A 21,460-nucleotide genomic window follows, 5' to 3' on the forward strand; every position below is an offset into this window, starting at 1 on the left:
ACTATGATTCTTGCTTGGGTCTTATCGCTACTCACTCTACTCTCTATGATGGTCATTCAGTTAGAGCGCTTAACTGCACTTGAAGTCATGAGCGTCAATACTTATGTAGAAGCTCAGAAGGGATTTATTGCTGCAGAAAATGCTCTCATTGAATGTGAGCAACATCTTTCTAATATTACCGTCTTAGCAAATCCTGGTTGCCATATACAGTCTGCTGGAAAAAATCTTTGGTTGATATCAAGCAAATCAAAACCTAGCTTAGAAGCTCTCATCTTCTTGGATGAAAAAACGAATATCGCTACACGACTAAACTGGCGGCAGAACTTTGAGTAAGCAAGATCAAGGTTATAGCTTGTTAGAGTTGATGGCTGTTGTGCTGATCATCGCCATCATTGCAATTTCGACACTACCTTTATTGCATGAGCAAATGGCCGCTCGAGAAATTGACATTATTGCTAGACGCTTTATTGCGCATGCTCAATTTGCTAGAGCTCAAGCATTTCTATTGGGCGCGCCTGTACGCATCACTCCATTCAATGGAGGTCTTTGGGAAGAGGGTTGGGTGGTTAAAAATGTTTGTGATAAACGCCAGCCAAAATCAACTTGTATTGAGCGGACGTGGATTTCCCAAGGCGATCTTGCGCAGGTGTATTTCAAGGGTGGGGGTCAGCAGTTTATTGACCCCCATACATCCAAGAGAGGTATTTTGTTTAATGCTGCTGGTGCTGCCAAAACAGCCCAAGGCGGGTTTGTGGCGAACCGTCTGATATTAGGTCACGATAGAGATTCTGGGCTTGAGCGGCACCTCATACTCGGCAGTGGGGGTCGCTGGAGAATTTGTGATCCGATTAAGGACCCCAAAGCCTGCAAGTAGGATGGGTAAATTTGCTGCTTCTGCCCACAATCGGTTTTAATAGACCCATGTACACCGCAGTCGACCATCAATTTATGAGTCAGGCATTAGCCGAGGCTCAAAATGCCCTTTATCTATCCAACCCCAACCCCCGGGTGGGATGCATCATTGTGAAAGATAGAGAAGTGATTGGGCGTGGACATACCCAAAGAGTAGGTGGACCCCATGCGGAAGTTCAGGCCTTAGCTGAAGTGAAGTCAAAGGGATTGGATCCTACTGGATCAGCAATCTATGTCACCTTAGAGCCCTGTAACCACACCGGTAGAACGCCGCCTTGTGTCGATGCCTTAATTGCAGCCAAGCCAGCTATGGTGATTGTGGCAATGTCCGATCCCAATCCCTTGGTTGGTGGTAAAGGTCTTGAGCGACTAAAGGCTGCTGGCATTGATGTGCGCTGCGGTTTATTAGAATCCGAGGCTCAAGTATTAAACCGGGGATTTATTTCTAGGATGACTCGAGGCTTGCCTTGGGTTCGGATGAAGATTGCTGCCAGCTTAGACGGCAAGACAGCTTTACCAGATGGCCAAAGTAAATGGATTACTGGTCCTTTAGCCAGGGCAGACGGTCATCACTGGCGCGCTCAAGCTTGCGCCATATTGACAGGTGTCGGCACGGTTAAAGAAGATGACCCAAGCCTTGATGTGCGGGATGTCAAAACTGAGCGTCAGCCCTGGAGAATTATTGTGGACTCTAAGCTTGAGACACCACTGAGCGCTAAGGTATTGAGTAAGCCCCAATCATCCGGTGTCATTTTGGTTTGCGCCTCATTGGATTCTCAGGAGACTCAAGACAAGGCAAAAGCATTTGAGGCTCTTGGTGTTGAAGTCCTTGCAATGGCTAACGCTAATGGTAAGGTGGATTTACCAAAACTATTTGCCTATTTAGCAAAAGAGCGCCACATGAATGAAATCCATATCGAGGCTGGATTTAAGCTCAATGGATCTCTGCTGAGAGAGGGTTGTGTTGATGAGCTCTTGCTCTATTACGCACCCTTCTTTATGGGTGATGGCATTGGGATGGCTAATATCACCCCGCTAACTGCGCTAGATCAACGTCAAGATTGGCAAATCATCGATCACACTCTGTTTGGCCCCGATCTTCGTTTACGCCTGAGCAAGAAATAATCAATAAGAAATAATGATTCATAAAAATTATAAAACCCCTATTTAAGATCACACTATGTTTACTGGAATTATTACTGCAGTTGGCCAAATCAAGAGTGCTCAAGATAAAGGCGACGGCCTGCACTTGGTAGTTGAAGTGCCCCCTGGATATCTCGATGATGTTGCTTTGGGTGACAGCATTGCGATTCAGGGTGCTTGTATGACGGCCACTGAATTGACTGATACTACTTTTGCCTTAGACATCTCGCGTGAGTCTTTGAATAAGACGATTGGCCTGGATAAGATAGGGTCAGTTAACCTAGAAAAAGCTTTGCGATTAAATGATCGCTTAGGTGGTCATTTGGTGAGTGGGCATGTGGACGGTGTTGGTAAGGTGGCGCACTTTGCAACTGTCGCTAACGATGCCTATGGCTCTTGGCTTCTCCAAATTGAAGCCCCCAAGGCATTAGCTCCATTCTTGGCATACAAGGGATCGATTGTTGTTAATGGCGTTTCGTTAACGGTCAATAAAACGCAAGATAGTCAAGACGCTTGCTTAGTGGATATCAATATCATTCCCCATACGCTGGAGAACACGACCTTGGGTAAGCTAAAACAGGGTGATGCAGTGAATCTAGAGGTGGATTTAATTGCGCGTTATGTAGCGCGAATGCTAGAAACCCAGAGTAATACTGAAGTAAAAATCTGAATTACTTTTTTTGATACCGTGTTGGGTCGCTTAAGTTAGCTTGCTTAAAGCCTACCTGTCGTAGGCGGCAAGATTCACACTCACCACAAGCTTCACCTAAATCATTGGCTTGATAGCAAGAAACGGTTTGTGAGTAGTCGACACCCAAAGTAGTGCCTAGTTGAATAATTTCTGCTTTGCTCATACTAATGATGGGTGCATGAACCCGAAAGCGACTCTCATTATTGATCGCCTCAATACCAGCCTTGGTGGCCAAGTTCGCCATCGTTTCAAATGAGGCGACATATTCCGGGCGGCAGTCAGGGTAGCCTGAGTAGTCAACGGCATTGGCGCCATAAAAAATATCCAATCCACCTAATGATTCAGCCCAGCCTAAAGCAAGTGATAGCAAGATCGTATTACGAGCAGGAACATAAGTAACGGGGATTTCTAGATCTTTGCCTGGGGTAATGGGGATATCGATCGATGAGTCAGTCAGGGCTGAGCCGCCAAAACGCGTGAGATCTAAATTCACCACCTCATGACGCACGACACCCATTTTCTTAGCAATGTGTTTTGCTGCGGCTAATTCAGAAGAGTGGCGTTGACCATAACCAACTGACAACACATAGGGCGCGTAACCAAGATCTTTTGCCAATGCCAAAATTGTGCTGGAATCCAATCCGCCAGAAAATAAAATAACAGCAGGCGCATTCGGCTTGCGAGGAGCAATACTTTGAAAAGCAGCAGATAGCTTAGACATGGAAAAGTATTGAAGCCTGAATGACTGAATTACTTCGTGGCGGCGATGAGTTGCTGCGCGTCTTTTGCTGACTCAGTATCTGGGTACTTGCTGATGATCTCGCTAAAGGTTTTCTTGGCAGCTGCTTTATTACCGCTCTCCAATTGCGCATTACCGAGCGTCAACATGCTTGATGGAATGCGGGGATGTGTTGGGTAGCGCTTAATGAGGCTTTGTAGCTGCGCAATCGCACCGGTGTAATCCTTATTTGCGTATTTGCTATTACCACTCCAAAAGAGTGCCAGCGGCAAGTATGGGCTCTTAGGATAGCGATTCGCAAAGGCTGAGAAGCCCTCGTCTGCCTTTTTGAGATTACCTGACTGGAAGGCTTTTAAGGCATCGTCGTAAGCTTTCTTCTCGCCAGGCTGAACCGTGCCGCTAACACCCTCAATCGTGCCTGTGCGTGGCTCAAAATTACCCAAGCGGCTATCAAGGTCTTGATAGTAAGTCTTCTGACTGGTGCTGATATCGTCACCTTGCTTTTCAAGATTTTCAATCTTGCCGCGAAGCTCTGCATTATCAGCCTTGAGTTTTTCAATCTGATTTTGTAAATCCATTTGTGCAGTCGCAAATGATTTTCGTAAATCTAAGATGGCTTTGCGTGCATCATCATCGGCAAAGAGCGCCCATGCATTGTTCGAGGCGCTTAAGCAAAGAACTGCTGTACTTAAACAAAACGCTCGTGAGAGCGTTTGTTTAAAAGAGTGTGAGACCTTCGACATTAGTTTGTAATGTAAACAATGTCAGCACGGCGATTTTCTGCCCATGCTGCTTCGTTATCACCTTCAGCTTTTGGTTTTTCTTTACCAAAGCTCACTGCTTCCATTTGATTTTCAGAAACACCCATCAAATTGAGTGATTTACGTACTGCATCTGAACGACGTTGACCTAAAGCCAAGTTGTATTCTGCTGTACCGCGTTCATCGGTGTTACCTTGAATGATGATCTTTTGCTTTGGATTGGCTTTTAAGAAGCTGGCATGAGCAGAAAGTTGTTTTTGATATTTAGTTTGAACGGTGTACTCATTTAAATCAAAGTACACGCTACGCTGAAAGAGCGGGCTACTTGGATCATTCCATGGCTGTGAGCCAAAGTTTCCGCTGCCGCCACCATTAGCACCATCAACATCGTCTAGTTTGACGCTAGAACAAGCTGCCAAAAATAAGGCTGTTACACCAACAAGGGTGAGGGTTGCGGCACGGCGTGCTATAGAAATCTTCATGATTTGTCCTTTTTCCTACAAACTGAGTAACTAAATAAGCTAATAGTCAATATTATGCCCCTAAGAGCCCAATATTGACTATTTCGCTAGAAAGATCTGGCTGTCGAACTATGGCCTAGTTAGGCTCAGTCCATAAATGGTCCCCAAGATGGCTGACGTACGTCAGATCCTGGAATGCTCAGTACTTGCTTCGAGTTTCCGTCAACTGATACCGCAGCTAAGACCCTTTTGCCACCGACTTTGGTGGAATAGAGGACATAGCGACCGTTTGCCGCAAAGGATGGGGACTCATCGCTAGTTCCATCGGTTAGCGCTTGGGCATCGCCCGTTGCCAGATTGAGGATATAGAGGCGGAAGGCGCCACCAATATTGGCGATATAGGCTAAATACTTACCATCCGGTGAAATGCGTGGCGAAGTTACAAAACCCTGTTTGTAAGTGATTCGCTTTGCACCTTCAGCTTGTTCGCCCTCGGCGCTCATGCGATAAATCTGTGGATTGCCACCACGATCACTCGTGAAGTAGATGTAACGACCATCGGTTGAATATTGAGGTTCGGTATCAATGGTGTAGCCACGAGTAAGGCGCTGCAAGCCTGTTCCATCCGCATTAATGCTGTAGATCTGGGTGTTGCCGTCTTTTGAGAGGGAGATCGCTAGCTTTTTGCCATCGGGTGACCAGGCGGGCGCACTATTATTTCCCTTTTGGTTTGAGAGGGCAATGCGGCGACCAGTAGCCAGTTCGTGAACATAGATGACCGGCTTACGATCTTCAAAAGAAACGTAGGCTACTTTCTTGCCATCAGGAGACCACGATGGAGAGATGATTGGCTCACCGCTATTCATGGCATTACGAATATTTTGACCATCCGCATCAGAGATCACTAAACGATAGCGTTTACCTTCTTTAATAACGTAAGAAAGGCGGGTTGAGAAAATACCGCGCTCACCCAATAGTTTGAAGATGATGTCGTCAGCAATTTTGTGAGCTGCTGCACGTAAATTATCTGCACTGGAATTAATACTCAAGCCGCCAAGGCTTTCGGATTTACGAATATCAGATAGCTTATAGCGGATTTCAAACTGACCTGTGCCAGTCTGCACCACGGAGCCTACAGCTAAAGCATCTGCACCGCGAGCTGCCCAAGATTTGTAGTTCGGTGTGCCCTCGTCACTTTCGCTGGCATTACCGTTCTCGGTATTTTTAAAATAACCGCTGCGTGCTAAGTCTTGACGAATGATATCGGTCAAACTAGTTGGGAGCTTGCCCTCATCCTTAAAGCGCATCACGGCGATTGGATAGAGAGACTGTCCAACGCCAGTAATCTCAATATTCATTTGAGCTAGCGCTGAAGAACTCAGGCCTGCCATTGATAGCACCGCTAGGAATACTGACACCACTGATGAAAAATACTTTTGAGCAACTTGCAACATGCTTTAGTCCTTGGGTTTAAAGGTCAGCTTAACTTCTCTTTGAGGAATTTTTCCATTGTCGTCCTTCGGCAGGCTTTCTGCGCGAGTCAGTGCGAGGAGAACTGCGCGATCCCAGCCGGTATTACCGCTGGAGCTCACGAGATCGGTGCCTAAGATTGCACCATCGGGCGCAAGATTCACTTTAACAACTGCTGCAGGGTTGCCGCTGATAGATTCTGGATTAAACACGATGAGCGGTTTTACTTTCTTCACTACCTTATCAGTCCAGCCAGGGGGCGCATTACCACCGCCACCAACACCGCTACCGCTAGTTCCACCGCTCCCGCCTTCAGCGCCAGCCGCTGCACGTAAGCGCGCCAATTGATCTGCGCGAACTTTTTCAGCGGCAGCATTGGCTTTAGTTTCTGCAGGTGCAGCAGCTTTCGGTGCTTCAGGCTTTTTAGGCTGCTCTTTTTCCTTCTCCTTGGGTGGAGGGGTCTTTACCTGTTTAGGTATTTCTTTCACAACTTCTTTTTTAGGAGGCTCTTGTTCGACCTTCTTTTTCTTAATGGCGATGTCCGCTGCCTCTTCTTTCATCTCGGTTTTGATTTCAGGAACGACTGGCGTTTGGACTTGTTGACTGGCATCCCAAAGTTCAACTTCAACTCCTGAAGGGGTTGAGTTATTCCAGCTAATGCCGATGACTAAGAAGGCTAATAGGCCTAAGTGCACAGCTAATGAAAAACTAAAAGCACGTTTAGTACTCTCGTTTTTAGTAGGGCGCCCTCGTTTAAAGTTTAATGGGCTTGAATGAACTGTTTGCGCGCTATTCATGTATTCAATACAAGGAGGCTTATTGGCTCTTCACAGCAAGGCCGACACGTTTCACGCCATTCTCTTTAAGCTTAGACATCACTTCCATCACGACTTCATATTTAATGGATTTGTCTGCAGCGAGAACAACAGGTTGCTCAGCAGATTTTTCTGCTTGTGATCTTGCAAATGCACCGAGTTCAAATTTATTTAAGGTTTGAACTGGATCACCATCCTTACGCACGATGACATTTTCATTGGCATCGATCGTTAAAAAGACGGGTGGTAAAGATTGCACTTTTGCACCACCTACTGTTGGTAAATTAACAACGCCAGGATTGACCATTGGCGCGGTCACCATAAAGATGACCAGCAATACCAACATCACATCAATATAGGGAACCACATTGATGTCGGCCATTGCCCGACGTTTAGAAGATTTTCGGAGTGAGCCGGCCATGCTTATTTGCCTGAAGCTTGACGTTGCAAGATGTTAGTGAACTCTTCGATGAAGGTTTCAAAACGAATTGCCAAGCGATCCACATCGGTCGCAGCGCGGTTGTAAGCAACTACTGCAGGAATAGCAGCAAACAGACCAATAGCAGTGGCCACGAGTGCTTCAGCAATACCTGGGGCAACTGCCGCCAAGGTCGCGTTTTGTACGTTCGCAAGACCGCGGAAGGCGTGCATGATCCCCCAAACAGTCCCAAAGAGGCCAATATAAGGCGAGACTGAGCCTACAGACGCCAAGAAGGGTAAGTTGGCTTCTAACATGTCCATTTCACGTTGGTAGGTGGCTTTCATGGCACGGCGGGCAGCGTCGATTTCACGAACTTTCATGAACTCCTGCATACCAGCCTCAAAGATGTGCTCTAAAACTGCGTCGCTACGAGTATTGCGCTGAGCGGCACCTAAAAGGGTATTAAGGTCGCCGCCAGACCAAAAATCCCGTTCAAAACGCTCGGTATCTTGCCTCACGCCCCGCAGAATGGCAGTTTTCTTAAAAATGATGGTCCAAGAGGCTACTGACATGCCCAGTAATAACAACATTACTAACTGGACTAATAGGCTGGCATTCAGGACGAGAGAGAGAAATGAGAGATCTTGAGTAGGTGTCATGGTGGATTTTGTATGATGTAGGTTGATTTTACTAAGTTAATTCACTCAGCAATACAACTTCATCAGGATTATGACCATGTTTGACCGCCAAAATACATTAGCCAAAACCGACCCAGAATTATGGGCATCGATTCAGAATGAAAATCAGCGTCAGGAAGACCATATTGAACTGATTGCTTCTGAGAACTACGCCTCTCCAGCGGTGATGCAGGCGCAGGGCTCTCAGCTCACCAATAAGTACGCTGAAGGCTACCCAGGCAAGCGTTATTACGGCGGTTGTGAGTTTGTCGACGTGGCTGAGAAGTTGGCGATTGATCGAGTGAAGGCTTTGTATGGTGCTGAAGCGGCGAACGTTCAGCCCCATTGCGGCGCATCTGCAAACCAAGCGGTATTTTTGGCTTTCCTGAAACCGGGCGACACCTTTATGGGAATGAGTTTGGCTGAAGGCGGTCACTTAACCCATGGTATGGCTTTGAATATGAGTGGCAAGTGGTTTAACCCGATTTCTTATGGTCTCGATAAAAACGAAGCGATTGATTACGAACAAATGGAGCGTTTAGCTCGTGAGCACAAACCTAAATTGATTATTGCTGGTGCATCTGCCTACTCTCTCGTGATCGATTGGGAGCGCATTGGTAAGTTGGCTAAAGAAGTCGGCGCCATTTTTATGGTGGACATGGCGCATTACTCTGGTTTGATTGCCGCTGGCGTATATCCCAATCCAGTACCGCATGCTGACATCGTTACCTCCACAACACACAAGAGTTTGCGCGGCCCTCGCGGCGGCATCATCTTGATGAAGGCTGAGCACGAGAAAGCAATTAATTCTGCAGTATTCCCTGGTCTACAAGGTGGCCCATTAATGCATGTGATTGCAGCTAAGGCGACAGCTTTTAAAGAGGCGCAAGAGCCTGGCTTTATTCATTATCAAAAACAAGTGATTGCTAACGCAAAGGCCTTGGCTGAGACTTTGATCTCACGTGGTCTGCGTATTGTTTCTGGCGGTACAGATTCTCATGTGATGTTGGTGGATTTGCGTGCTAAGAAGATGACTGGTAAAGAAGCTGAGCGTGTCTTGGGCGAAGCACACATTACTTGCAATAAGAACGGCATTCCGAATGATCCAGAAAAACCAATGGTCACTAGCGGTATTCGTTTAGGCTCACCAGCAATGACCACGCGCGGCTTTAAGGAGGCTGAAGCACGTCAAGTAGGTAATTTCATTGCAGACGTTCTAGATAATCCGAATGATGCTGACAATATTGCCAAGGTTCGTACACAGGTAGCCGAGTTGACCAAGCGTTTCCCGGTTTACGGCTAATACAAATAACTGACCAAACTAAAACATAAAGAAGAACTACATTGCGCTGCCCTTTCTGCCATAACGACGATACCCAGGTATTAGACACTCGGGTATCCGATGAAGGCGATACTATTCGCCGCCGCCGCCGTTGTGCCAAATGCGACAAACGATTTACGACTTATGAGCGTGTAGAGCTTGTATTACCGGCAATTGTTAAGAAGAACGGTAGTCGTGTTGAATACAGTCATGATAAGTTAGTCAGCTCAGTCAAGCTGGCATTGCGTAAGCGCCCAGTTTCATCTGACTCAGTTGATGAATCAATTGCTCGCATTGAAGAGAAGTTACTCAGCTTAGGTGAAAAAGAAATTCCAAGTGAGCGCGTAGGTGAGTTGGTGATGCGTGAACTCAAGCGTCTAGATAAAGTGGCTTACATCCGCTTTGCTTCTGTCTATAGAAGCTTTGCAGATATCGAATCTTTTGAGAGTGCGCTGAAAGAGTTGAAGTAATTCCTTTACAGAATAACCTCCAACCCTTTTCTTTCAATTAAAGATAAGAGTTTTAAAGATGTTCCGCTAGGCCTTTTATCACCAGCCTCCCATTTTTGAATGGTAGATAGACTAGTGTTAATTGCTAAGGCAAAAACAGCCTGACTCAGCTGGCTTTTGCTGCGTAGCTGTTTGATGCGCTTCGCCGTCATGGGTTTTACTTCCAGATTGCGCAGGGCTTCAAATTCATCCATACTTTTTTTGGTAATGACGCCTGCCTTATGGAGGCCTTTAACGGTATTCGTCATCTCCTCAATAATTCGGCTCTTTGTTTTATTAAGCATTATTTGTTAACTCCTTTAGTTCCCCTATGAGGATTACTTTCTCGATATCTTGATCAGTCAGATTCATCAGTCTATTTGCTGCGCCTTGTAAATGAACTAATTCATCATCATTAATATTATCTTTCTCATTCTTTGCAAATCCATAAAGAAAAAACCACTTCTTGGAAGACTTGCTTGCAACCAATGTCCTGGCACCAGCTCTTTTGCCTGCGCCTGGTAATGCAATTCTTTTCTTAAACACGTTCCCACCAAGATCGACCCCAACGAGGCCAGCCTCCATTTCCGCAACTGCGACGAGTAGATCTTGATCTTTTAAGTCAGTTTTTCTCATCCACTTATTAAAATTTTTTGTTTTGAAGGCACGTTTTTCTGTCATAAAAAACTATACCACTAAGTACGTTAGTTAAATAATACCCCTTTTCCCGACAAAGAAAAAGGGGCTGCGTAAGCAGCCCCTTTAATCGGTGATTATGTTAATTATTTCAATTCTGCAAAAATAGAAGCAGTAATGTCATCAACGTTACCAGTGCCACTGACCTTGCGATAGGCGGGGGCCTTTATTTTGTCAGTAGCATTACTTTGCGTTGCCCAAGTGGAGTAGTACTCCACTAACGGACGAGTCTGATCGTTGTAGACCTGCAAGCGCTTGCGAACAGTTTCTTCTTTGTCATCATCGCGCTGAATCAAAGCTTCACCAGTGACATCATCTTTGCCTTCCACTTTTGGTGGGTTGAAAGTGACGTGATAAGTACGTCCTGACGCGGGATGAACGCGACGACCGCTCATACGATCGATGATGGCATTAAACGGTACATCGATTTCTAAAACGTAATCGATAGGAACGCCAGCATCTTTCATGGCTTGCGCTTGGGGAATCGTTCTTGGGAAGCCATCAAACAAGTAACCCTTGCTGCAATCGGGTTGAGTTAAGCGATCTTTTACAAGGCCAATGATGATGTCATCGGAAACAAGGCCGCCGGCATCCATAATTTTTTTAGCAGCAACACCTAGTTCAGTTCCTGCTTTAACGGCAGCACGCAGCATGTCCCCTGTCGAGATTTGTGGAATGGCAAATTTTTCGCAAATGAACTGAGCTTGTGTTCCTTTGCCAGCACCTGGTGCACCGAGCAGAATTAAGCGCATTGTTTCCCCCTTAGAAGCCCTCATTGTCCCGTATTTTTTCGGGATCCTTTGTTATCAATTCCTAGGATTATCCCCGAGAACCGTCTAATAAACAGATTCTGGGCTAGCTGGCTAAGATGCGGCGTACTCGTTCGAGGTCTTCGGCTGTATCAACCCCAGCTGGTGGGGCTTCTTTGGCTTTATAGACTGCAATACGGTAGCCATTCCACAGGGCGCGGAGCTGCTCTAGAGCTTCAGCTTGCTCCGGTGGCGCCGGATCAAGGCGGGTATAGGCCTCCAAAAAGTCGGCGCGGTAGGCATAGATGCCCAAATGACGTAAATGAGTGACTGCTTGCTCAAAGTCAGGATCTCGCACAAACGGAATAGTGGCTCTCGAGAAGTAGAGCGCCTCATTAGAGCGATTGAGGACTACTTTGACTACATTGGGGTTAGTAATTTCTGTGGCATCAACAATGGGCACTGCCACAGTTGAAATTGCGCATGCGGCATTGTTGGCCAAAGTTTGGGCAACCTGATTGATCAGCTCTGGTGGAATCAGAGGCTCATCACCTTGTACATTCACAATCAAAGTATCTGCTGGTAGTTTTAATAGTTGAGCTACTTCCGCAATGCGGTCTGTACCAGTTGGATGATCTGCGCTAGTTAATAAGCACTCGATACGATGTTCATCACAGGCGGCTTGGATTTCCGGGGAGTCAGTTGCCACTACGACACTTTGTGCATTGGATTGTTGTGCACGCTCCGCTACACGAATGACCATCGGCTTACCACCAATATCAGCTAGCGGCTTACGGGGCAGGCGAGTAGATCCCAGCCTTGCAGGAATAACCACTAAAAACTCAAGAGACTTGGAGGTGTTGTTACTCATTAGGTTGCTTGCGCTAGATCAAGACTTAATTGATTTCATCAGTAGAAAGACTGCGAGCTTCATCCACCAGCATGACAGGAATGTCATTGCGAATGGGATAGGCTAAGCGGTCTGCTTTGCAGATGAGCTCATGTTTTTCTGCATCCAAATGCAAAGTACTTTTGCACAAAGGGCAGACCAAAATCTCTAATAAGCGCTTGTCCATATTTGATCCTTGCTATCTTTATAAAGTGTATTGATTTGGATCAGGTCTTTGCAAAATCGATTGCAGCCATTCTGCCAATGTGTTTGTAAGCTCTAAACTCATCGGCACCACCCAAATTCGTTCATCCTGTATTGAGGTGCATTTTACGGCATCCTTTTCGGTAATGAGGATGCATTCAGCATGAATGTCGGAGAAAAATTTTGGGGTGTAGCTAGCATGATCAGCTAAACCAATACATTTACCTGCAATCCCCTGTTTTAGTAAGTCATCAAAAAAGCATTGTGGATTACCGATTGCCGCCACAGCAGTAATTTTGCTTGGAAGATAAGTAGCGGCAATAGTGGGTAACGATTGTGTATTGCTTGGATGATTTAGTTGATAGGGAGTGCCCAGCTGACTACTCAATGTGAAAGCACGTCGCCCTAAAAAATATTCATTAATGTGATTGGATGGCGTGATAGTCCCAGTTATTAAAGTGGCATCTCGTTCGCGTGATGCAGGTTCACGTAAGGGCCCGGCAGGTAGAAGGAAGCCATTTCCTTCACCACGTTGATCACGTACTACAAATTCAATATCACGACCGCCCTCGCGAGCGGGCCAGCGCAGCAGACTTCGATGCTGTAAGCCATCGTCACTGATGATAACGTTCACCGAGGGATCTTGTTTTAGTAAATACTGAATACTGAGGGTTCGTTTGGGGTGAACCCAAATCGGAAACTGGTTATCTGTGCGCTGAGCAATTAAGACGGGTTCATCGCCAACGTCTGCAGGACTGGAATCGCTATTTACTTGGCGAGGCGCGCTTGATGCGGTGGCACCATAACCTCTACTAATAATTCCGGGCTTCCAGCCCATACTTGCCAGTTGCTCAGCTAATGCAATGACGATGGGAGTTTTACCGGTGCCGCCTACCCGGATATTGCCAACAATAATGATCGGCACTGGCGCTGGTTTACGTCTACCTAAGTTCAGATCATTTGCCAAATCTAAGGCTTGGTTTATCCAACCGTAAATCTTAGATAAAGGCCAAAGCACCAGACTTGTTGGTCCGCGTCTTTCCCAAAATTGGGGAGCCTTATTAAAGAAAGAAGATTTTTTTGGCGATGACATTAAAGGCGACTAGTTGAGCTCAATATTGCTAGTGTGTTGGATTACTTCTTCGTAGTTTGACTGCTAAATGCGATATTGGATAGGTTGGCATCACGCGCTGCCTCTAAGGCGCTCATAACCGCTTGGTGGGGCGCTTTGGCATCCGCATCGATGTTGACCTGGATGACATTGTCTTTGTTAAGCGCATTGAGGCTATTACTCAGTTGGCTGCGGTCAGTCACTTTGCCATTGATGGCAAAGCGCCCATCGCGACTGACTGCAATATGAATTTGTTTCACCTCCGCCTGGCTTGCCGAGCCATTAGCAGTAGGTAGGGTGATGGCTAACTCTTGGTAGCGGGTAAATGTAGTGGAGATCATCAGAAAGATCAGCACCACTAACAACACATCAATAAAAGGAATGAGATTGATCTCAGGCTCCACCGGAGATGAGCGCATTCCTAATGAAAATTGACCTCGATGCTGAAGCTTATTTTCTAGCCAACTCATTTTGTATCCGCAGAATGTGGATAGAGTTTTTTAAATAATTGACGAGTAAATTCTTCGCACTCATGTTGGCGTTGATTTGCCATTGCACGCAGACCGCGCCATGCAGCTAAAGCGGGAATGGCAATTAGCAAACCAAAAGCGGTGTTGTACAGGGCAATAGAGATGCCATGCGCTAGCTGTTGAGGACTGCCGATGCCCTGGCTGCCAAAAATTTCAATCATGCCGACAACGGTTCCAAAGAGCCCTAAGAGGGGGGCAGCGGTCGCAATGGTGGCTAAGATGCCAAGATAGCGCTCCAGCTTTAACCAAGTGGATTGAGCGCTAGCTTGTAATTCTTCTAAGGCGGAGTCTGCAGAGTTGCCAGAAGCTTTTTCACGAAGGATGCAGGCGAATAGGCTGCCTGCAGGAGAAAGTTGGTCGATATCGCTAATTTCGGTTTCTGAGACTGTTTTTTGTTTGGAAATGGCATTGGCTAGGCCAAATACTGTTTCTAGGCTGTTTTTGGGAAATACATGAATTTGCCTCAAATACCAGGCACGCTCAATGATGATGGCCAGCCCGATAATAGAGATGATCAGAAGGGGCCAGATAGGCCAGCCAGCAGACAGTAAGATTGAGTACATAAGCTCAGTACTTTAGCTGAATTAAAAATGGGTTTTCACAAAGGTAAGCTGTGGATAACTCTGTGCAAAACTTTTTTGAAAATGTGTTGTAAGTCCTTGATTGATGGTGATGGCATCCTAATATCTTGAATTCAGTCTAAGATAGAGCTTAATAATTAATGATATAAATCAATGGGATAGAGATTGCTTGTTGGTTTTATGAGACGTTTTGGGTCAGTAATTACTTACTTATAGAGCCTGGACCAAGGGTGAATAGGCTTCTGTGGATATTTATTGACCGTTGGACCTGATGCTAGTGTGAAAAAAGAGAAAAAATGTCGGAAATATCAAGGGAAATCCTCAGTGTTGGCGATCTAAACCGCGCCATTGCAAGCTCTTTAGAGGAGCGCTTCGATACCGTTTGGGTGAGCGGTGAGATTTCTAATTTCAAGGCCTATGACAGTGGGCATTGGTACTTTTCCCTTAAGGATGAGGAAGGGCAGATCCGTTGCGTAATGTTCCGCGGCCGCAATGGACAAGTCGGATTTATGCCTCAATCGGGGGATTTGGTAGAGGTGGCCGCCAACCTCGGGTTTTATGTTCCTCGTGGGGACATTCAGTTGACGGTACAAAGCATGCGCCGTGCTGGCATGGGTGGTCTTTACGAAGCCTTTTTGAAGCTGAAGGCGAAGCTCGCCAAAGAAGGTTTATTCGATGCTGAGAATAAGCACCCCATTCCAAGTCATCCGAGAGCAATTGGTATTGTTACCTCGCTCCAAGCAGCGGCCCTAAAAGATGTCTTAAGTACGCTTGCCAGAAGAGCGCCGCACATACCGATTGTGATTTACCCAACTTTGGTTCAAGGGCCAGATGCGCCAGCTGGAATTATTTCCGCACTAAAGGCTGCTGAAAAAGAAAATGCAGTCGATGTGATTTTGCTGGTGCGGGGCGGTGGCAGCATTGAAGACCTCTGGGCATTTAATGATGAGCAGTTGGCTTACGCAATCGCACAGTCTCCCATCCCAATCGTGAGTGGGGTTGGTCATGAAACTGATGTCACGATCGCAGACTTTGTTGCTGACTTGCGTGCACCGACTCCTACGGGCGCGGCAGAATTAGCAGCGCCACGCCGTGATCAAATGCTGCAAGAGTTAGATGCCATCATGCAAGCATTGTTGCAAAGAGTGAGTCAGCGAGTCGAGCGTGAAGCACAAACCTTGGATCAATTGGCCTTACGTCTTAGTCATACTCTACCTAACCCCGATCGCATGCGTGAGCAAATTAGTGGCTGGCAAAAACGACTGAACCAAGCATGGCTGGTGAGGGTTGAAAATTGGAAGCGTGATCAAGGCCACTTTCAGTCTCAGCTTGAAATGTTGAACCCGCAAAGAACTCTAGAGCGGGGTTATGCAGTCATTCTGAGTAAGGATGACCAAGCAATGCATGCAGTACGGAATACGAATGAGCTTAATACAGAGAATGCGTTTCAGGTGCGCTTAGCTGAAGGCCAGGTAGAGGTTGAATTTGCGAGGGTTGGGGCACAGAAGTAAAGCTACAGAATATTTGGCTCAATCTCAAGCTGCACTCCGAATTTACCCATTACTTCTGCTTGAATATTTTTTGCTAAACCCAGGATATCTGTTGATGTCCCGCCGCCATGATTGACCAGGACTAGCGCTTGTTTTTCATAAACACCTACAGGACCAATCCGCTTGCCCTTAAAGCCGCATTGATCAATTAACCATCCGGCCGCTAGCTTTCGTGTTCCGGTGGCATCCGGGTAAGACACGAGATTCGGAAATTCTTTAATTAATTGCTCATATTGTTGGTTGCCAACAATCGGATTCTGAAAGAAGCTTCCGGCATTACCAATTACTACAGGGTCTGGCAATTTCTTAGATCGGATAGTGCACACCGCATCAAAAATTTGCTTTGCACTTGGGTTGGAGTTTGACTCAGTAAATTGCTTTGCCAGATCGGCGTATTGCAATCGTGCTTGCCAAGACTTGGGGATTTTAAAAACGACCTTTGTCACGATCAATCGATTGGGATTTTGTTTGAAGTAGCTATCGCGATAGGCAAATCGACATGCTTCATTTGGGAGAGTGACAAAGGCATGGGCCGCAGAATCAAATGCTTCGATGCTGTCGATGTATTCCTCGACTTCAACGCCGTAAGCCCCAATGTTTTGAATGGGCGCGGCTCCAACGGTTCCGGGGATGAGTGCGAGGTTCTCAAATCCTGGGAGATTATTTTCTAGGGTCCAGGAAACGAATTTATGCCAATTAACACCAGCGCCTACCGAGAGCCAGGAGTTTTCTTCATCCGTGCGAATGATTTCTTGACCCAGGATATTGATGAGTAGAGTTGCTCCAGGTAAAGAGGCTGGAAGAATCACATTGCTTCCACCGCCTAATACACGCCATATCAGCTTTTTATCATCAAGCTCTTTCATTAGGATTGGTAGCTGATCTGCGGATGTGATCTCGTAGGCTAATTCTGCTGTGGAATCCAGACCGAAGCTATTCCGGTGCTTGAGTCCCAGATTGCGGGTCAATTTTGCTGGATTGGGCGCATTTTTCGCGGAGTTCATGCCACAATCTTATTCGTGTTCGAGTTTCTGTTCTTAATTTATGAAAAAACTTGAAAATTAACAATGCAATGATTGAATTTGCAGAATTGATTACCCAGATTATTTAAGGAGTTTGAGATGCCCTCATTTGACGTAGTGTGTGAGCCTGACATGATTGAGTTGAAAAACGCAATCGAGCAATCCAATAAAGAGATTACCAATCGTTTTGACTTTAAAGGCTCTGATAGCCGAGTAGAGCAAAAGGATGAGACTTTGATCTTGTTTGGTGATGACGACTTTAAATTGGGCCAAGTTCGCGATGTGCTTTACGGCAAGATGGCAAAACGCAATGTAGACGTGCGTTATCTCAAAGATGATAAAAAAGAGACTATTGGTAGTGATAAGCGTAAGCAAACCATGAAAATCCAAAAAGGGATTACTGCAGAGTTGGCTAAAAAAGTAGTACGCATCATCAAAGACAGCAAGATCAAAGTGCAGGCCAGTATTCAGGGTGATGCAGTGCGTGTAACGGGTACTAAGCGCGATGATTTGCAAGAGACTATGGCTATGCTCAAGAAAGAGGTCAGCGAGGCTCCATTAGGCTTTAACAACTTCCGTGACTAATGTAGTTGTGCCAGCAATCCACCCGGCAAGCCAAGGGGCGATTGAGCGCTTCTGCGATGCTTGTTGGCTGGAAGATGGATTGGCACAAAACAGTTTGTCTGCCTATCGCCAAGATCTATTGCTCTTGGCTCAGTGGCTGAAACAAAATTCAGGCGCTGATCTCTACAGTGTTACTGAAAAAGATCTTACTGCCTATATTGCACATCGGCGGGCTGATAAGGCAACTACGGCTAATCGTCGGCTGACGGTATTTAAGCGCTTTTATCGCCATGCTCTGCGCATGAACTTAGTTAGAAATGATCCTTGCATTGGTTTACGTGCTGCAAAGCAAGCATTGCGTTTCCCTAAAACATTAAGTGAAGATCAGGTCACTGCTTTGCTTAATGCCCCCGATGTGGAGACTGCACTTGGATTGCGTGACCGCACTATGTTGGAGTTAATGTATGCCAGCGGCTTACGGGTCTCTGAAATCGTTTCTTTAAAGACGGTTGCCCTAGGATTAAACGAAGGTGTTATTCGGGTAGTGAATGGTAAGGGTGGTAAAGAGCGATTAGTGCCATTTGGTGGCGAGGCAGGTCAGTGGTTACGCCGTTATCTTGCTGATGCCAGAACGCTATTACTTGAAGGCAAGACTTCGGATGCGGTATTTGTTGGACGCCACACGGGAACCGGATTAACCCGTCAAGCTTTCTGGGCGCTCATTAAGCGTTACGCCATAATTGCCAATATCCCTGTTGCCTTATCTCCGCACACACTACGCCATGCATTTGCTACCCACTTACTGAACCACGGAGCAGATTTAAGGGTGGTACAACTCCTCTTGGGTCATGCTGATATCTCGACCACTCAGATTTATACCCATGTGGCTAGAGAGCGTCTTAAATCGATCCATCAGCAACATCATCCTAGGGGTAGTTGAGAGCATATTGGTCTCAACTACTTTCAATCAGGTAATAAGTGATTAAGATATCAATATGAATTTAACCTTTGATCTTTTACTGATTCCGCTTGCCTACCTGATTGGTTCAATTTCTTTCGCAGTAGTGGTGAGTAAGTGCATGCGCTTACCAGATCCCCATTCTTACGGCTCTGGTAATCCAGGCGCTACCAACGTTCTAAGAACAGGTAACAAGCTAGCAGCCGTACTCACTTTGATTGGTGATGCCTTAAAGGGCTATCTTGCAGTCATGTTGGCTAGAGTACTGCTTGGAGATGAATCTCTGACATCGACACTCAACTCTTGGTTGTTATGTGGGGTGGTGATTGCCGTGTTCTTGGGGCATCTGTTCCCAATATTCCATGGCTTTAGGGGTGGAAAGGGTGTTGCTACTGCCTGCGGTATTTTATTTGGTATTAATTGGATTTTGGGAGTAGCAACTTTGGGAACCTGGATCATCGTAGCGATGTTTATGCGTTATTCCTCTTTGGCTGCTTTAGCGGCTGCTGTCTTTGGTCCGATCTACTTTGTATTTTTGTTTGGTTTTCAGCCCATGGGCATTGCTTTGCTCGTGGTGTGCTTGCTACTGATTTGGCGCCATCGTAGCAATATTCATAATCTAATGAATGGCAAAGAAAGTCGCATTGGCTCCAAGAAAAAAGGGCAGTCATGACTATTGCTTATTGGTGTGTGCTATTCATGGGACTATTCCCATACGTAGCAGCGGGCATCGCTAAAAAAGGATTTGAGGGTTATGACAATGGCATGCCCAGACAATGGCTTGCTAAGCAGACAGGATTTCGGGCGCGAGCCAATGCTGCCCAAGCCAACCTTTTTGAATCTCTTCCATTCTTCTTTGCGGCAATAATTATTGCAAGCGTTGCAAATGCCCCTCAGGGCCGAGTTGATTTACTAGCTATTGGATTTGTTATAGCGCGCATTGCCTATCTCATTTGCTATGTAGCCAACTGGCCAACCACTCGATCTATTGTTTGGCTCGCTGGTCTGGTTTGCGTAGTAGCAATCTTCTTCCAGATTTAAAAGAGTAAAAAGTAATTTCTAAAATTCATCGAGAAAATAAACATATATATGCCTACTAAGAAAATTCCTGCAAAAACGGCTAGCAAGCTTGCTGCCAAGAAAGTCTCTAGCGTTAAGCCTGCAAAAAAAGTCCCCGCTAAAAAGAGTGATGCTGGCACGCCATTATCGGTAGTGATTCGCCGTCGTATCGAAGCGCAAAAGGCGCGCTTTCATGCAAATGACAATATCTCTCAATTTATTCAGCCTGGTGAGCTAGAAGGCCTGGTAGATGAGGTGGCGGAAAAGATGCAGGCTGTTTTAGAAAGCTTGGTGATTGATACTGAGAGCGACCACAACACTAAAAATACTAGCCAACGTGTGGCTAAGATGTTTGTTAAGGAAGTATTTAATGGGCGATATACAGAACAACCAACGTTGACCAAGTTTCCGAATGTCAGCCGCTTAAATGAATTAATGATTATTGGACCCATCACTGTTCGTAGTGCATGTTCTCATCATCTTTGCCCAATCATGGGTCGTATTTGGATTGGAGTATTACCAAGTAAAGAATCTGCTTTGATTGGTTTGTCAAAGTACTCACGCTTAACTGAATGGGTCATGTGTCGTCCACAGATTCAGGAAGAGGCAGTAGTGGAGTTGGCAGATATGCTCGAGAAAAAAATTAAGCCAGTTGGTGTTGCGATCGTGATGGATGCAGATCATTTCTGTATGCAATGGCGCGGCGTTAAGGATCGCGATTCTAAGATGGTCAATAGCGTGATGCGCGGTGCCTTCCTGAAGGACTCCAATTTGCGTAGAGAGTTTTTATCTCTCTTAGAAAAGCGTTAGGAATCGATGGCTATGGCAATAGTTAGCAGAGCCAAAGATGTTTTCTGCAATCGAGCTAAGGTCAGAGTTTTAGGGGGTCTATGTTTTACCCTGTCTTTGCTTGGTTGCGGCTCGATTATTTATCCTGATGTCAATGAGGATCCCGCCAAAAACAATATCGCAACTTTTCGTCGTGATGCCCTTGACTGTGCAAGTGCCTATCCAGAATCTGGCACCGGAATTCATGTCAAGCAACGAATAGGGTGTATGAATCTGAAGGGCTGGCATTAGCCTTGGCCTAATTTACTGCTTGAGAATAATTCTCAAGTAAATAGCTATATAAATCAATAGTTTATACGGCCTATAGTTGACTAATTTCATCTGCTCTATGATCCATTCAGATGCAATCTTTGTTTTATCTCACTCACTGGAGCTCATATGAAAAATAGTCGTCGCCAATTTATGATTTTGTCTGCTGCTGGTGCTTGCACCTTGGCCTTGAATGGTCATGTTCAAGCCCAAGCCATGGTTGCTGAAACAGATCCACAAGCTGCTGCATTGGGTTACAAAGTAAACGCTACTACTGTAGACAAAGCAAAGTACCCTAAGTACGCTGCTGGTCAGGCATGCGGCAACTGCGCTTTGTACCAAGGTAAGCCTGATTCTGCTGCCGGTGGTTGCTCTTTGTTTGCTGGCAAGCAAGTTGCTGGTAAAGGCTGGTGCTCTGCATACGCTAAGAAGGCTTAATTTAGCTGTTTAAGTTAGCCATTAAGTATGAGGCCGCCCCTTATGGGCGGCTTTTTTGTGCCCAAAGAATATTCATTTATTCTTGAAAGTATCGATAAAACTATCAAAAACA

General features: G+C 45.9%; 30 protein-coding genes. 14 read left to right on the top strand and 16 right to left on the bottom strand.

All coding sequences use genetic code 11. The features are described from left to right. Window positions 1-3 precede the first annotated feature (3 nt). The 4 genes from FD967_RS01385 to FD967_RS01400 are packed head-to-tail and all read left to right on the top strand — an operon-like array spanning window position 4 to window position 2,725. Complete coding sequence (locus FD967_RS01385) at window positions 4-333, top strand: hypothetical protein (protein ID WP_215326304.1); 330 nt, start codon at window positions 4-6, stop codon at window positions 331-333. Then, window positions 326-874, top strand: coding sequence for a GspH/FimT family protein (locus tag FD967_RS01390; RefSeq protein ID WP_251369063.1), 549 nt, complete (start codon window positions 326-328; stop codon window positions 872-874). The genes FD967_RS01385 and FD967_RS01390 overlap by 8 nt, the downstream gene beginning before the upstream one ends. A 47-nt stretch (window positions 875-921) precedes the next feature. Further along, entirely contained in the window at window positions 922-2,037 is a 1,116-nt protein-coding gene (gene ribD, locus FD967_RS01395; protein ID WP_215326305.1) for a bifunctional diaminohydroxyphosphoribosylaminopyrimidine deaminase/5-amino-6-(5-phosphoribosylamino)uracil reductase RibD, read from the top strand. A 55-nt stretch (window positions 2,038-2,092) separates the two neighbouring features. Then, complete coding sequence (locus FD967_RS01400; RefSeq protein ID WP_215326306.1) at window positions 2,093-2,725, top strand: riboflavin synthase; 633 nt, start codon at window positions 2,093-2,095, stop codon at window positions 2,723-2,725. A 1-nt stretch (window position 2,726) separates the two neighbouring features. Here the strand turns inward: FD967_RS01400 and queC are convergent, their stop codons facing one another. The 7 genes from queC to tolQ form a co-directional block, all read right to left on the bottom strand. Next, window positions 2,727-3,467 (bottom strand): 7-cyano-7-deazaguanine synthase QueC, encoded by a 741-nt coding sequence (gene queC / locus FD967_RS01405; RefSeq protein WP_215326307.1) that lies wholly within the window; start codon window positions 3,465-3,467, stop codon window positions 2,727-2,729. A gap of 29 nt (window positions 3,468-3,496) precedes the next feature. Then, the gene (gene ybgF / locus FD967_RS01410) at window positions 3,497-4,228 is read right to left on the bottom strand and encodes a tol-pal system protein YbgF (protein ID WP_215326308.1); all 732 of its coding nucleotides are present in this window, start codon (window positions 4,226-4,228) and stop codon (window positions 3,497-3,499) included. After that, complete coding sequence (gene pal, locus FD967_RS01415; protein WP_215326309.1) at window positions 4,228-4,728, bottom strand: peptidoglycan-associated lipoprotein Pal; 501 nt, start codon at window positions 4,726-4,728, stop codon at window positions 4,228-4,230. The genes ybgF and pal overlap by 1 nt, the downstream gene beginning before the upstream one ends. A 125-nt stretch (window positions 4,729-4,853) precedes the next feature. Further along, entirely contained in the window at window positions 4,854-6,161 is a 1,308-nt protein-coding gene (gene tolB / locus FD967_RS01420) for a Tol-Pal system beta propeller repeat protein TolB (RefSeq protein ID WP_215326311.1), read from the bottom strand. A gap of 3 nt (window positions 6,162-6,164) precedes the next feature. Continuing rightward, window positions 6,165-6,974 carry a cell envelope integrity protein TolA gene (gene tolA / locus FD967_RS01425; RefSeq protein ID WP_215326312.1) on the bottom strand — a complete coding sequence of 270 codons (810 nt, stop codon included), beginning with the start codon at window positions 6,972-6,974 and terminating at the stop codon, window positions 6,165-6,167. Between the two features lie 19 nt (window positions 6,975-6,993). After that, entirely contained in the window at window positions 6,994-7,413 is a 420-nt protein-coding gene (locus FD967_RS01430) for an ExbD/TolR family protein (RefSeq protein ID WP_015420456.1), read from the bottom strand. A 2-nt stretch (window positions 7,414-7,415) separates the two neighbouring features. After that, entirely contained in the window at window positions 7,416-8,072 is a 657-nt protein-coding gene (gene tolQ / locus FD967_RS01435; protein WP_215326313.1) for a protein TolQ, read from the bottom strand. A gap of 76 nt (window positions 8,073-8,148) precedes the next feature. Here tolQ and glyA point away from each other — a divergent pair, with 76 nt between their 5' ends. Then, the gene (glyA, locus tag FD967_RS01440; protein WP_215326314.1) at window positions 8,149-9,393 is read left to right on the top strand and encodes a serine hydroxymethyltransferase; all 1,245 of its coding nucleotides are present in this window, start codon (window positions 8,149-8,151) and stop codon (window positions 9,391-9,393) included. A 41-nt stretch (window positions 9,394-9,434) separates the two neighbouring features. Next, window positions 9,435-9,881 (top strand): transcriptional regulator NrdR, encoded by a 447-nt coding sequence (gene nrdR, locus FD967_RS01445; protein ID WP_015420459.1) that lies wholly within the window; start codon window positions 9,435-9,437, stop codon window positions 9,879-9,881. A 5-nt stretch (window positions 9,882-9,886) separates the two neighbouring features. Here nrdR and FD967_RS01450 read toward each other — a convergent pair whose 3' ends face one another. The 8 genes from FD967_RS01450 to FD967_RS01485 form a co-directional block, all read right to left on the bottom strand. Next, window positions 9,887-10,204 carry a DNA-binding transcriptional regulator gene (locus FD967_RS01450; protein ID WP_215326315.1) on the bottom strand — a complete coding sequence of 106 codons (318 nt, stop codon included), beginning with the start codon at window positions 10,202-10,204 and terminating at the stop codon, window positions 9,887-9,889. Then, window positions 10,197-10,580 carry a type II toxin-antitoxin system RelE/ParE family toxin gene (locus FD967_RS01455; RefSeq protein ID WP_215326316.1) on the bottom strand — a complete coding sequence of 128 codons (384 nt, stop codon included), beginning with the start codon at window positions 10,578-10,580 and terminating at the stop codon, window positions 10,197-10,199. Before FD967_RS01455 ends, FD967_RS01450 begins: the two co-directional genes overlap by 8 nt. Before the next feature lie 101 nt (window positions 10,581-10,681). Continuing rightward, complete coding sequence (gene adk, locus FD967_RS01460) at window positions 10,682-11,347, bottom strand: adenylate kinase (RefSeq protein WP_215326317.1); 666 nt, start codon at window positions 11,345-11,347, stop codon at window positions 10,682-10,684. 103 nt (window positions 11,348-11,450) lie between these two features. Next, the gene (gene kdsB, locus FD967_RS01465) at window positions 11,451-12,215 is read right to left on the bottom strand and encodes a 3-deoxy-manno-octulosonate cytidylyltransferase (protein ID WP_215326318.1); all 765 of its coding nucleotides are present in this window, start codon (window positions 12,213-12,215) and stop codon (window positions 11,451-11,453) included. A gap of 25 nt (window positions 12,216-12,240) precedes the next feature. After that, window positions 12,241-12,420 (bottom strand): Trm112 family protein, encoded by a 180-nt coding sequence (locus FD967_RS01470; RefSeq protein WP_215326320.1) that lies wholly within the window; start codon window positions 12,418-12,420, stop codon window positions 12,241-12,243. A gap of 18 nt (window positions 12,421-12,438) precedes the next feature. Beyond that, window positions 12,439-13,530 carry a tetraacyldisaccharide 4'-kinase gene (gene lpxK / locus FD967_RS01475; protein WP_215326321.1) on the bottom strand — a complete coding sequence of 364 codons (1,092 nt, stop codon included), beginning with the start codon at window positions 13,528-13,530 and terminating at the stop codon, window positions 12,439-12,441. Window positions 13,531-13,571: 41 nt separating this feature from the next. Continuing rightward, a complete protein-coding gene (locus tag FD967_RS01480) occupies window positions 13,572-14,018 on the bottom strand; it encodes a biopolymer transporter ExbD (protein WP_215326322.1) in 447 nt (148 codons plus the stop codon). Beyond that, the gene (locus FD967_RS01485; RefSeq protein WP_215326323.1) at window positions 14,015-14,641 is read right to left on the bottom strand and encodes a MotA/TolQ/ExbB proton channel family protein; all 627 of its coding nucleotides are present in this window, start codon (window positions 14,639-14,641) and stop codon (window positions 14,015-14,017) included. The genes FD967_RS01480 and FD967_RS01485 overlap by 4 nt, the downstream gene beginning before the upstream one ends. Before the next feature lie 314 nt (window positions 14,642-14,955). On the opposite strand from FD967_RS01485, the gene xseA reads away from it, so the two are divergent. Further along, window positions 14,956-16,170, top strand: a complete 1,215-nt coding sequence (gene xseA / locus FD967_RS01490; RefSeq protein ID WP_215326324.1) for an exodeoxyribonuclease VII large subunit — start codon at window positions 14,956-14,958, stop codon at window positions 16,168-16,170. A 2-nt stretch (window positions 16,171-16,172) separates the two neighbouring features. Here the strand turns inward: xseA and murB are convergent, their stop codons facing one another. Further along, the gene (murB, locus tag FD967_RS01495; protein WP_215326325.1) at window positions 16,173-17,213 is read right to left on the bottom strand and encodes a UDP-N-acetylmuramate dehydrogenase; all 1,041 of its coding nucleotides are present in this window, start codon (window positions 17,211-17,213) and stop codon (window positions 16,173-16,175) included. Window positions 17,214-17,330: 117 nt separating this feature from the next. Between murB and FD967_RS01500 the strand changes: the two genes are divergently transcribed. The 7 genes from FD967_RS01500 (at window position 17,331) to FD967_RS01530 (ending at window position 21,348) form a co-directional block, all read left to right on the top strand. Next, window positions 17,331-17,816, top strand: coding sequence for a YajQ family cyclic di-GMP-binding protein (locus tag FD967_RS01500; RefSeq protein WP_215326326.1), 486 nt, complete (start codon window positions 17,331-17,333; stop codon window positions 17,814-17,816). After that, complete coding sequence (gene xerD / locus FD967_RS01505) at window positions 17,809-18,735, top strand: site-specific tyrosine recombinase XerD (protein WP_215326327.1); 927 nt, start codon at window positions 17,809-17,811, stop codon at window positions 18,733-18,735. Before FD967_RS01500 ends, xerD begins: the two co-directional genes overlap by 8 nt. 55 nt (window positions 18,736-18,790) lie before the next feature. Beyond that, complete coding sequence (gene plsY / locus FD967_RS01510) at window positions 18,791-19,426, top strand: glycerol-3-phosphate 1-O-acyltransferase PlsY (RefSeq protein WP_215326328.1); 636 nt, start codon at window positions 18,791-18,793, stop codon at window positions 19,424-19,426. After that, window positions 19,423-19,794 carry an MAPEG family protein gene (locus FD967_RS01515; RefSeq protein ID WP_215326329.1) on the top strand — a complete coding sequence of 124 codons (372 nt, stop codon included), beginning with the start codon at window positions 19,423-19,425 and terminating at the stop codon, window positions 19,792-19,794. Before plsY ends, FD967_RS01515 begins: the two co-directional genes overlap by 4 nt. Window positions 19,795-19,842: 48 nt before the next feature. Continuing rightward, window positions 19,843-20,622 (top strand): GTP cyclohydrolase I, encoded by a 780-nt coding sequence (gene folE, locus FD967_RS01520; protein WP_215326331.1) that lies wholly within the window; start codon window positions 19,843-19,845, stop codon window positions 20,620-20,622. Window positions 20,623-20,634: 12 nt separating this feature from the next. Continuing rightward, complete coding sequence (locus FD967_RS01525; RefSeq protein WP_215326332.1) at window positions 20,635-20,892, top strand: hypothetical protein; 258 nt, start codon at window positions 20,635-20,637, stop codon at window positions 20,890-20,892. A 147-nt stretch (window positions 20,893-21,039) separates the two neighbouring features. Beyond that, a complete protein-coding gene (locus FD967_RS01530) occupies window positions 21,040-21,348 on the top strand; it encodes a high-potential iron-sulfur protein (RefSeq protein ID WP_215326333.1) in 309 nt (102 codons plus the stop codon). Window positions 21,349-21,460 lie beyond the last annotated feature (112 nt).

Source organism: Polynucleobacter sp. JS-Mosq-20-D10 (genome assembly GCF_018687755.1).
Taxonomy (GTDB): Bacteria; Pseudomonadota; Gammaproteobacteria; order Burkholderiales; family Burkholderiaceae; genus Polynucleobacter.